11 protein-coding genes are annotated in these 11,387 nt (G+C 52.1%); 5 read left to right on the forward strand and 6 right to left on the reverse strand.

Features of this window, described 5'->3' with window-relative positions; translation table 11 throughout:
• Window position 1: 1 nt before the first annotated feature.
• From FVW20_RS17920 to FVW20_RS20180, 4 genes are all read left to right on the forward strand, one after another.
• Window positions 2–2,374 (forward strand): AAA family ATPase, encoded by a 2,373-nt coding sequence (locus tag FVW20_RS17920; RefSeq protein ID WP_196610650.1) that lies wholly within the window; start codon window positions 2–4, stop codon window positions 2,372–2,374.
• Window positions 2,371–4,194: a DUF2357 domain-containing protein gene (locus tag FVW20_RS17925; protein WP_196610651.1), complete on the forward strand. Its 1,824-nt coding sequence runs from the start codon at window positions 2,371–2,373 to the stop codon at window positions 4,192–4,194. The genes FVW20_RS17920 and FVW20_RS17925 overlap by 4 nt, the downstream gene beginning before the upstream one ends.
• 193 nt (window positions 4,195–4,387) lie before the next feature.
• Window positions 4,388–4,822: a DUF6538 domain-containing protein gene (locus tag FVW20_RS17930; RefSeq protein WP_307831644.1), complete on the forward strand. Its 435-nt coding sequence runs from the start codon at window positions 4,388–4,390 to the stop codon at window positions 4,820–4,822.
• Window positions 4,777–4,965, forward strand: coding sequence for a transposase (locus FVW20_RS20180; RefSeq protein ID WP_372435021.1), 189 nt, complete (start codon window positions 4,777–4,779; stop codon window positions 4,963–4,965). The genes FVW20_RS17930 and FVW20_RS20180 overlap by 46 nt, the downstream gene beginning before the upstream one ends.
• A 419-nt stretch (window positions 4,966–5,384) precedes the next feature.
• Here the strand turns inward: FVW20_RS20180 and FVW20_RS17940 are convergent, their stop codons facing one another.
• Complete coding sequence (locus FVW20_RS17940; RefSeq protein WP_196610654.1) at window positions 5,385–5,759, reverse strand: hypothetical protein; 375 nt, start codon at window positions 5,757–5,759, stop codon at window positions 5,385–5,387.
• A gap of 901 nt (window positions 5,760–6,660) precedes the next feature.
• Here FVW20_RS17940 and FVW20_RS17945 point away from each other — a divergent pair.
• Window positions 6,661–7,437, forward strand: a complete 777-nt coding sequence (locus FVW20_RS17945) for a hypothetical protein (protein ID WP_196610655.1) — start codon at window positions 6,661–6,663, stop codon at window positions 7,435–7,437.
• Window positions 7,438–7,586: 149 nt separating this feature from the next.
• On the opposite strand, the gene FVW20_RS17950 is transcribed toward FVW20_RS17945, so the two are convergent.
• The 5 genes from FVW20_RS17950 to FVW20_RS19920 form a co-directional block, all read right to left on the reverse strand.
• Entirely contained in the window at window positions 7,587–8,492 is a 906-nt protein-coding gene (locus FVW20_RS17950) for a lysozyme inhibitor LprI family protein (RefSeq protein WP_196610656.1), read from the reverse strand.
• A gap of 59 nt (window positions 8,493–8,551) precedes the next feature.
• Window positions 8,552–9,580: a YMGG-like glycine zipper-containing protein gene (locus FVW20_RS17955; RefSeq protein WP_196610657.1), complete on the reverse strand. Its 1,029-nt coding sequence runs from the start codon at window positions 9,578–9,580 to the stop codon at window positions 8,552–8,554.
• Window positions 9,577–10,362, reverse strand: coding sequence for a hypothetical protein (locus FVW20_RS17960; protein WP_196610658.1), 786 nt, complete (start codon window positions 10,360–10,362; stop codon window positions 9,577–9,579). The genes FVW20_RS17955 and FVW20_RS17960 overlap by 4 nt, the downstream gene beginning before the upstream one ends.
• Window positions 10,363–10,373: 11 nt before the next feature.
• Window positions 10,374–11,126, reverse strand: a complete 753-nt coding sequence (locus FVW20_RS17965; protein ID WP_196610659.1) for a tetratricopeptide repeat protein — start codon at window positions 11,124–11,126, stop codon at window positions 10,374–10,376.
• Window positions 11,123–11,387 (reverse strand): hypothetical protein (locus FVW20_RS19920; RefSeq protein ID WP_231039239.1); only part of this gene is annotated, 265 nt, incomplete at its 5' end. The genes FVW20_RS19920 and FVW20_RS17965, both read right to left, overlap by 4 nt.

The raw sequence follows: 11,387 nt of genomic DNA on the forward strand, positions 1-11,387 counted from the left end.
AATGGCAAAACACAATAAGGGGAACAAAGCCCCAGTCGCGCAAAACGCAAATACTGCACAAAGTGCGGTCGCGTCGGCATGGCAGAAAGCAACTGCTGGAATTGGCTCCCTTGCATCGCTGGTGCAAGGCGATGCTTCCGCTGTGGCACTCCCCGACTTGGAGAAAGATCAGGTCAGCGAGTTGGATAAGGCAGAGCCCGAGAAAAAAATCGAGCTCGAGAGGTTGTTGGCGGATATCTCTGATGTCGCAAAGAGAGTTCGTGATCTACATGAAGACGCACAGAAGCGCACCGATGACTTGGCTCGCAAGGAGGAGGCATTCTCCCGCCGAAGTGATGAGAACAAGAAGCGAACCGAAGAGATCAACAAACTCGACGAAGAGTTGAAGCAAAGACAAGTTGAGATAAAGAAATCCGAATCAAGTTTGGCCGATAAGGAGCGTGAACTTGAGAAGCGAGAACTGGATGCGCGTTCCGGTTTTGCCGCCCAAAACGTGGCCGCACTCAGTGATCTCAAGAAAGAAATCGTGGAGCTCGAGTCTAGGAAGACTGAAATTCAACTCGGCATCCTTCAAGCGGAGCAGAAAGCACGTGACGATGAGTCCGCGCGCGCATCCGAAGTGATGGAACGTGAAGCGGAGATTGCAAACAAGGAGAGATCTCTACAGCAGCAGCAACGGCGACTAGATGCAGAGTGGAAAGAGCTTGAGCGTGAACGGGTACAGATCCGCGAAGATTCACTTCGCGAGGCCAGTCAGGAAATTGCCAGATTGACCGATGCTCGACTACGCGCAGAGGCACGCCTTGAAAAGGTTTACCGCGATTGGACATTGACTGAACAGAAACTAGAGCAATACCAGGAGTTCTCAGAGGCATTGGCAGGGAGGTCTGCCCGCGAGATACTTGACGAGTTGGCTGCCCAAAAACGTCGAGTCACTCAATTGGAAAACCAAATTGCAAACAGCCAGGATGATCAGTTGCAATTTGAGAACGAGGCGCTGCGAAAACTCCGTGATGAGCAAAAGGCTCAACTCGACGAGGTTCATTTGGATTTGGCTGATGCAAAAGCTCAGCTTCATCGCCTCCGCCTCGGCGTGAGTGACAAAGAGAACCTGGAAAGAGAAAAGCGCGCCCTGGAAAAGAACAATCAGATCTTGAGTGCAAGGCTCAATGACTTGGGCAAAACGGTAGATGACCTAACCCAGTCACAGCAATCTGAGAAGCCGTTCCCTCAAATGGCATGGATGGATTCCGCATCCACTGCCGATTGGATCAAGGATCGCAAGGCCAAGGAGTTGAGCCTGCCGGAGCAAGACGTTCCTGATCTGAAAAAATTCTCGGTTGAATTGCAGCACCGGATCGCTCAAGCGGAGGAAGGCGCGATGCTGCATTTCCGCCTAGAAGATATTCAGTTGCTTATTGCCGGGTTGGCCATGAGCCAGCTTCACATCTTTCAGGGAATCAGCGGCACAGGCAAAACAAGCTTGGCGAAGGCATTTGCAAAGGCTGTCGGGGGGCATTGCACTGACATCGCCGTCCAGGCTGGCTGGCGAGACCGTGATGATCTACTGGGGCACTACAACGCTTTCGAAAAGCGCTTCTATGAGCGCGACTGCCTGCAAGGTCTCTACCGTGCGCAAACTGCCGCTTACAAGGACCGGTGCAACATCATCTTGCTGGACGAGATGAACCTGTCGCGCCCGGAGCAGTATTTTGCTGAATTCCTCTCGGCGCTCGAAAAGAATGACCCAATAGATCGACTCATCAGTTTGTCGGAGAGCCAGTTGCCGAACGCCCCAGCGCTGCTGGTCGAGGGGCGAAGGATTCGGGTTCCCCACAACGTCTGGTTTGTAGGCACTGCTAACCACGATGAAACAACGAACGAGTTCGCTGACAAAACCTACGACCGTGCTCATGTCATGACGCTTCCCCGCCACGAAGCGGGATTCAAGGTGGAGCCAAAGCCGAAGGCCAGCTTTAGCTATGGATCTTTGATGGAGCGATTCGATGCTGCTGTGACACAAAACGCTGATGAGGTTTCAGAGTTGTTGGCGGAGTTGACCACGGGCCCGCTCACGAGCATCTTGCAGGATCGTTTTGACTTGGGTTGGGGCAATCGACTCGAACGTCAGGCCATGCGATTTGTCCCTGTTTACATGGCTGCCGGCGGTCGCAAAGAAGATGCTCTGGACCATTTGCTTGCCAGCAGAGTATTCAGGCGCGGGAAGGTCACTGGTAGATACGATGCGACCATCGATGATCTTGCCGCCATCGAACAAGCGCTGACCACAGTATGGAAGGGGTGGAAATCGGAGCCTCGCCGTTCCATTGCCTTGTTGGCTGAAGACCGTCGCCGCAAGGAACGTGGGGCATGATATTTCTGGACCGTCTTACGGGTAGCAAACTCAGCCGCCTACCCGACGCGCTTCTGCCGGGGCGGTATTGCTTGCTTGAGCCACTCGTGGTCAATGGACACAGCCGCTTGCAGCCCGGCGATCTGCTCTCGGATGACGGATCGGGCGTCCTCCGGATTCAAGACACTGAATCCCAGGTGCTCACTATCGATCAGTCTGACGACGATCAGGCGGACTCCGATCTGTCTGCAGAGGCGATTATTTCCATTGCCGGAAAAATCGCTCACGCACATGATGCAAATGTCTCGCCCATGCTGCCCGCTGAGATGGCCGCCCAATGCACGCTCGAAGATCTCGAGCGCGACTTGGCGGCGGTACTCAGAGATGGTCATCTGCATTCAATATCTGACCGCCCCCGCAGAGACCTTCGATATGACGACTTGGTTGCGCCAGTGGCGCGAGCTCGACGCCTCGCGACTTCGGCATTAAGTCACCTGGCATCACACTCTGATTGTTGGCAGCAGCGTACGCTCAGTGGTGTTCAACCGCGCAAGGTTCTTGCACGTTTCAGCGAGGACGACTATGCCATCTATGAGAACAGACTCTACAAGCGGCTACTAGATCGCCTTGATCGACACCTTGCTAGGAGATTGGCTCGCATACGGGGAGTCAATTCACGACTGGAGCGAGCTTTGGAGTTCCAGGACTCTGAGCAGACGCATTTTCGACTTCGCCAGGATATCTGTCGCCTTTGGGGGGAGTCATATCTTGATGACAAGACCGGGATGCAGTTGGAGGCAGGAAAGCGTGCACTCAGCGACTTGGAGTCCCAGTTGCGTGCAATCAGAGGGTTGAAGCAAAGGGGGCTTTATTCGCTGGTGCCTCCTGCATCTGTGGTTCCTGCCCAAGTTCACCGGACAAACATTCTCAACCACGACCCGCACTATCGTCATCTGCCCCCGCTTTGGGAGAAGTTGAAAGATGATCGAGAAGACCGGCTCTTACCCCCGGAAGAGCGCTTGGCGCGGCAACTGCAATTGCAACTGGCTTACGTCGGTTACGTTGGCCTTGTGATCAGGCGGGCGCTTGAACGGTATGGTCTGCGCAAGGTTGATGGAAATTTCGTCTTCAGTTGGGCGGGACGGCGTTTCGTACTACGGCGTGATGTACATGATTGGGTCGTAACTCAGTCTGAGGGATCTACTCTGAGGATCGTGCCGATTGCCTGGTTCGGCGCGTCAATAAATATCAGTGAGAGTCTGGAGCCTGATCGCATCGTGTGTTGGCCAGGCGTGCCAACCAGTGTCGCATCGCCGCGGAGTCTTCCTGTCTCACCGCTGGACCTTTATGTCGTGGAGAAGGTGGGGAAGTTGATCGATGAGTGGATGTTGCGGCAGTTGCTCCAAGGTCATGGCCGAAAACTGGGGCCGTTGCCGACGCCGTCCAAAAAGCTAACCGAGGCTTGGCCGGAACAGTTTGAATCTGTTTCGTCTACCCACGTCAGGATCCTCGCGCCAGTCGATGCTCAGAAAGCAGCCGAACTGAAGGCTTCTCTCAAAGGTTCAGCTAATTCGCAAGTTGAGGACGCCGTCGGGGATGCCATCGAACAGATCGCTGCGCTTGCCCAACTTTGTGGACATCCGGCGCGATTCGAGCGCGGGCAGCAGCAGGATTTCTACTGTCAATGCGGAACTTGCCAGGCAACTTGGTCGCTCAAGACAACAGGGAAAAGGCGACACTTTTCTATGCGGCCGAAGGGGGCATCTGCCATACCAGAAGATGACGGCTTTCTTTGGTCTGGGAGGGATTGGCTGGAGTTCGATTTGGGTTCAGAACAGTGACGGTGGCCAAATCGTCGAATCCACGCCCTCAAGGCCAAGGTGTTACTATCTGGCTCTGAAAGCGGACGCGGGTTCGGTTCCGTGTTCCGCCACCAATTTGGAAGAAAGCCTTACCTTTTGGCAACATGCTGGCAGGTAAGGCTTTTTTCTTTGCCCTGCTCCATTCAACTGTTACAGTGGAGCAATGGAAGCGATGCCCAAACACCCTCGCCTTTTCCGTCGTGGTGCCACCTACTACCACCGCGCAGTCGTCCCCCAAGACCTGAAGGCCACCTACCCCAAGACCGAAGAAACCTCCTCCTTGAAGACCACCGACTACAAGGAAGCCCTCAAGCGCGTCCGCATCGCCGCCGTTGAGGTTGACCGCCGGTTCGAGGCGCATCGCCGCATGCTTGCCGAGAGCGGCACCAAACCCCCACTCAAGGAACTGGCTGATTCCGACATCAAGCGCGTGGCAGATGCCTACTTCGCCAACCTGCTCGAGGAGGACAAAGAGACACGGCTTCAGGGCTTGGTTGACGAGTGGAGTAGCCCCCATTTGGACCGGACACCCCGCCAACGACAGGAGATAGGTCTAGCCCTATGCCCAGACCTAGTGCTAACGGGGAAGCTGTGCTGGAGGTGTTGACCAAAGCCCAGCGTCGACGCTGGGCTTTGGCGAAGAAGGTTCAACTGGTCCAGGAGTCGTTGCAGCCGGGGATGAACGTCTCGTACGTCGCCCGCAGAAACGGCCTTCTCCCAGCCAATTGTTTCGCTGAAGGAAGCTCATAACCGACGGAGGCAAGACCGCTGTCCAGCGGATGGCCAGGTCGTCGGAACCGGGGAGGGCCGGCGCTCAAGGAGCGGATTCGGGAGTAGGATCGGCTTCTGCACAAGAAGGCGATAGCAGTGGAGGGTACTGGTGGCTCGGTGATATCGCACGTGAAGATGCGTATTTCGTGCGCGTCGCTGCCCTTATGGAGGGTTCCCTGTGACGAGGGCGGCAGAGGCTTTCGGCGTGGTTCTTCCCTCGTTGCCCGAACGACCGACAGTCGACTCAAGGTTCCGCACGCTGCATCGGTAAGATCCCACTTCAACCAGATACTGTGAGATCAAAACAAGTTTTGACTGCGGCCTTCCAACAAGAAAGTGCCTAGGCATAGGTGAATTTTTGGAAACATGCAATATTTTCAAGTAAATGGTGCCACGGGTTACCGGTAGGGAGTAAAACCGCCATCCCCGCGCCAAGGGTTTATCTGAACATCAAAATCGGACCCGGGTATTTTACGCATCTTCCTATCCAAATAATAGCACCTGTATGTTCTTTTCATCGAAAGGTTGAGCGTAAAATTGTCACTGCATTTAACCATTAGTCCAGATTCTGGAATGACATATACATTTCTGTAGCCAGGCAAGGGAACAAACCCTTCCTCTCTCAAGTTGCTTACGGGATTCCCCGCGTTCATCGCGTACTCCATGGATGCTTTATCTTCTTCATACGCGCGCGAGTTTTCATAATATCCATCACCCTGCCGCGCCACGCAGCCACCAAGCATCAACATAGCAACAAGAGCAGCAAAACGCATTGCATGCCTCCGCACTAGTGCAAACTCTACACAAATCCAGATTACATCAGTCAACTAAAGAGTTGCCTCAAACAAATCACTACAGAAAGCCCTTCCCCTACTACCATGCCAAACCGAAACAACTCAATACCTTTATAAAATATCGACGATTTCTCCAAATCTAGCCACCCTTTTCTCCTGCGTGCACCTTTTGCCCCCCCCAACGGGCCCCATAAAAAGTTATAATCACATTTTCATAACACAAAAAAAAGCGTACGTGCGAAAGAACACCCATCACACCGCCCAGCATTTGCGCAGCAAGGACACCACCATGAGATGGTTTGCCGTTCTCGCTTTTCTTGCCATAATTCTCGTTTGCCCAATTCAAGCACATGCAGGCGGATGGTACAAAACGGAACGGGGAATGACCGAGAATGAGAAGTAGCAAAAGCTCTCGGCATGTATCCAGCCCCATACTCCGACACCCCGAACAAAAAGGATGGACTCAACTACAGAATAAAGAATTTTCCAATTGCGAACAAGAAATACTACATATTTTACGCCATACACAAAAATGGACTATCTGAAGTTGCAATAACAGAAGATGACACCCACCTTGATGACGACGTAGATTCCCCAATATACTTGCAAATAAATGCAGATACCCAAAAGAAAAAGATAAAGAAATTAACATCGGAAACAACAAAAAATAAAAATCACCCTATGAAACACAGAAGATACAAAAACAATGCTCGCGCACAACCTTCAAGGATCAGAAATACACAGTGTCAATAGAAAAATATACATCCATTACAAGCAAAAATACAATCAGGACAAAAAACAAAAATAATGGCGAAGACAAATTGTAGCACAACAATAAAACACAAAAACAAACAAAAAACACACCGCAGGACAACCCCACATGAAAAAAACCATCAATATTGACGGAAAAGAAATCTGGTTTTCCTTCATTGCAGGCGAGGTAATGTCTGCCACAAAACACAGCACAACAGAGATATTTGGCAGTGGTGGCGGCGGAAGCATTGATACGAGCCTTTACAACTCGCTCGGCCCTCGCGTACATGGAAAAATGAAAGACATAGAAATATCTTCTAAAACAAATACTGCAACAGAGCTATGGATAAAGGGCAGCGACGACAAAGAAACGCGGATCGTAATGCAAAACACCGATATACCCTGCAGACAAGGACATCGCGTTGCATTTGTAACTGCAGGAAAGAATTCTACATATTATATCTCTCTATTCATAAACTTCAACGCGCGAACCACAACACATCTCATAAAAAAAGAAAATCTTCTTGATTTACTTGAAATCAGAGACACTCCTGCAGAAACAAAACTTTCCGGAACGACAAAATCTATAACAACAGCAGTAGCAGTCAGCGCCGCCGGCATTACTACTGCCTCGCTCACAAACAGCATAGAGTTTAACATCATAGGAATCGTTGCCGGCATATGTATTGGGTTCATGATGCTAGGCAGAAAAGAAATACCGCGCCCGCAAAGCTACGTTGCAAACACAGATATTTTCGCAACAGAATACGAAGAGGCCGTAACTTGGGCGATGAGCAATCTTTACGACCCCGCAAACGCAGACCTCCGCTACCTAACCGCGCAGCCCAAGATCCTGCAGGCAATCGAGGGGCAAAATGAATCCGGAATTTTAGACCTTAAATAGCATCAACAAACAGAGAGTCCTTCTCTTGCAATAAAGAATGCCGTCCTAACGACATCGTGAAGACGGCAATGCTGTCGTCAGCCTGAAGAAAATTGCAGTCTTCCAACAAGAAAGCCCCCTTGCGGGGGCTTTCTTGTTGGAGCATGTGGTCAGTACCTGTTTTGGTCTCGCAGTATCTGGTCAGAGTTGATTATTATCGGTGTAGGGGGCGGTGCTGGTTGCACCGGCGTTGCCGGGGCCGTGGGGGGGGCGGTTGCGGCAATGTCTCCCCCTGCTGCCGTGTGCGTGCTGGAAACGCCCTCTGTAGCTGACTCTACATCGGGAACCGCTATCGCCGATCCTGCTTGTGTTTGGCCGGTACCCGTCGCGGTCGCGGTGCCGCTCGCGGCAGGCGAGGGCGGGGCTGTGTTTGTTGCCCCAGAATCTCCGGAGCTGTCTGGCTTTATTACAGAGACTTTGAATCGCGCCTTTGGGTCGAAGCTCTCCGGGGTTGCAAGCTTTCCGGTTACGCGAACCTTGGTGCCTTTTCCGGAAAGCTGTTCCAGCGTGCTGAAGAATTTGGGGTCCTGAGGGTACTCGGTTTCATACGCAATGCGCACCCCTGCAACCTCTCCTTCGGGCATCAGGCATAGGCCTTTCAACCCTTCCGCATCGCGGCACGTTGAAAGTACCCCGGTATAGGCTGTGCGCGAATTGAGCTCCATCTGCTGCCGAAACGTTTCAATGCGTGCGGCCCGTTCGTTTGTGACCGTTGCGTATGCCGTGCCCTTGTCTAGGCCGTTCACGTCCATAAGCTTTGCTGCCAATTCGTCGCGACGTTTCTGCAGCCAAAGCTTCTGGTCTGCCAAAAGCGCCTTCAGCTCTGCTTGGGCTAACTCTCCTCGAACCTTGTCCCAGGCAGATGCAAGCTTTTGCTCGGCTGAACTGAAGGCAGGGGAATTTTGTTTGAGACTCTTGTACTCGGCGTCGGTCAGGGCCCAGCCTGGGGTGGTGGCGCAAAGAAAGGCCATAGCGCACAGCATGAGGAACAGGTGGTAGAGGGCTTGCGGCTTCATGTGCTGGCTGTGTTGGTTGTGGTGGGCGGGGGCCAGAGTGGCCCCCGTGAGATACACGACTAACTGCTCGATACCATGGAAGAGTGAATGGCGTCCATCTGCAGCATTCTGCTTTCGATGGCGACCTTTTGGGCCTGAGCATCTTCGGCTGCATTGCGGTGGGCGACAACACCAGCGGAAACGGCTTCAAGTGATCCCTCGTCCAATCCTTCGATGAAGTTGCGATCCGGGGTCTTGGAGTTGTCTGCCAGGATCACGTTTTGAGTCGGCTTTGCCGTATCCGCTTCAATGGTGTTCTCGGTAGCGGTGGGTTCGGATGTCGGCGCAGGGCTGGTCTTGGCCTTGCTGGTTGTGTTGGTCTTCTTGCTGCTGGTCGTGTTGCCCTTGGGTTTGCTGGCAGCGGCCTGTTTGGTCGCAGGAGCGGCAGCAACCGCCACAGGTTCTGGTGTTGTCGGTTTTGTTGCGGCAGGCACTGCTGTGCCCGCCTTTTTGGCTTCGTCTTCCAGTGCAGCTTGGTACTGCTGCTCTTTTTCTTTGGCGCCTGTATACACTTGGCCAAGAAGCGATGCCGCCTCGGTCAGGCCGTTGCGAATTTCCTGATAACGAAGGGTGTATTCTTCTTTGCTGATCTGCTTGTTCTTGTACTGCGCTGCCAGCAGGACAAATTGCTGATCATAGCAGCCACTTGCGGCCTTGGCGGCCAGCGCAAGCTGGTCCATTTGCTTGATGTCGTTGGATATATCTTTAACGTAGCTAACGTACCTGGTGCGCGTGTCGGAAATGTCTTTCTGGCGCTGTGCAGCATAGCCCAGCGTGCCGCCAGCAAGAGCGCCTGCGCCTGCGCCTATCAGGGCGCCTTCAGCCCTGCCTGTGGCAAGGTAGCCCACGACGCCACCGACCACAGCGCCGCCTACTGCGCCAATTACTGCAGATTGAGTTGCCTTTTTGTCGGCATCACGCAGGTCTCCGATAGTTTGGTAGCACTGGGGATAATAGTTTACGTCCGTGATTTTTGGTGGAAGGTTTTTGGATGCACAGCCCGTCAGGCCCAGGAGTGCGATCATGGCAAGGACAACTAACCGTTTCATGCTTCAGCTCCTTCTGCATGGGAATTTTTACATGTATCAAGTCGAATGGTGTAGATATTCTTGTCGATGCTAAAGAGCAGGAGGATTATGGTGGTGAAGATAAATGATCCAAAAGATCCGCCAGCCCACATGAACACAACAACAGATTTGGCTTTTCTTATCTCAGCTTCTGCTTTTGCCTGCTCAATTGCTTGAAGCTGGCTGTTGATGTTCTTTTTGTATGCGTTGAAGAAAAAACTCAGAAACTCTGGCCATTCAATGTATTCTTCATCAGTTTTTTGGAGCTGAGCTATGCTGTCCGCATCGGTTTCAAGTGCTTTTGCTTCAGTTTCCAGAGCCGCAAGCGTTTTTGAAATGGGAACGAACCGCTCGAATTCCTTGGCTGCGTGGTAGATATTAGAGCGCAGCTTGTCTTGTACTCTGGGTTGGCCGGTTTTGAGCGCAAACTTGTCAATCGAGCTTTCAATTCTGTTGAGAACTTCACGAGCATCGGGGGGGATGGCTTCTTCCTCTTCGGCCTTGGCCCCGAATTCCGGGGTTGCGGGCTTGCCCGGTGCCGCTGTCGCGGCCTCTGCCCTTGCTTGCTTTCGTGCCTTTTGATTTGTTTTGTCTGCCTTGAGGGCGGAGTAGTTCGCAGTGGGCTGTGTTATCGTGCTGTTAACGTGCGAGCTTTGCAGCATAAGGCCATATATTGCACCGCCAATTGCAGAGAGCAGAGCCAGGGATGCCACGATCATCATGAAGACATTTGCTATTTTGAAGAATTTTCTTTCGAGGCTCATTTGCTGCTCCTTTAGTAGTTCCACTTTTTCAGCTCTTCGAATGATTTGAGTCTTTCCTGGATGGCTGTGCGCAATTCAGGGTCTGTAGTGTATCGGTAGGCAAAAGAGTAGTATTTTTGAGCTTGCTCTGCGTTGTTTGAAGAAAGGTACGAATCACCCAGGAGCATGCCGCATTCTGCGGCTTGTTCCTGCTTTTGCAGCTGCCCAAGTGCCTTTTCAAGTTCGGCAATTGCTTCTGGATATTTTTTGCTGAGGTAGTAGGCCTTCCCAAGTCGCATTCTGTACAGCCCGCTATTCGGGTTCATCTCTACAGCCTTTGACAAGTCCTGTATGGCTCTTTCGAAATTTTTCGCGTCTCTGAATGCCATTCCACGCAGGCTATATAGCCTGTCGTCAGCTGGTGTTAAGGTGATAGCTGAAGTAAAACTCTCTGCACTGTCGTTGTACTTTTTCATGTCATACAAGAGAGTAGCTTTCAGCTCGAAGTTTCTTGATGCTGTTTTGTCTAATTCTATCGCAGTATTGGCATAAAGAAGTGCTTGTTCTTTGTTTTTTTCGCGTGCGCCGAGCATGTAGTACGCCGCAGACTTAACCTGGCTTGGGGATGCATCAGAATTCGCAAGGGCTCGAATAATGGACATGCCTTCGCTTTCTCGGCCAGATTTGATCATTGTAACTGCGTTGTTCAGTTCTTCGACAGGGCTTGCGTTTGCGTTTGCGGTGAGTAGCAGGAGAAGTGCGGAAGCGATAATTCGTTTTTTCATACGTACTTCCTGGGATTTGGGTGAGGGCGAAAAAACTGTTTGACCATAGAAAACACAGCCGACCTATGTAGGTCAGCTGTGTGTGTAAACAGGTTGTGATTAGCTTTGTCGATAACCTGTTGCTGGCTATTTTTGGTTCTTCGACGTTTAATGTGGAATTGACCGACCTCGCCCAGTTTGGATAGCCCTCCCTCAGGAGGATTGCCATGCTTGCCGAACAAATATTCGCCTTGGGTCTTGGTCTCACGCCACCCTGGAAAG

The organism is Nitratidesulfovibrio oxamicus (assembly GCF_015731765.1).
GTDB lineage: Bacteria > Desulfobacterota > Desulfovibrionia > Desulfovibrionales > Desulfovibrionaceae > Cupidesulfovibrio > Cupidesulfovibrio oxamicus.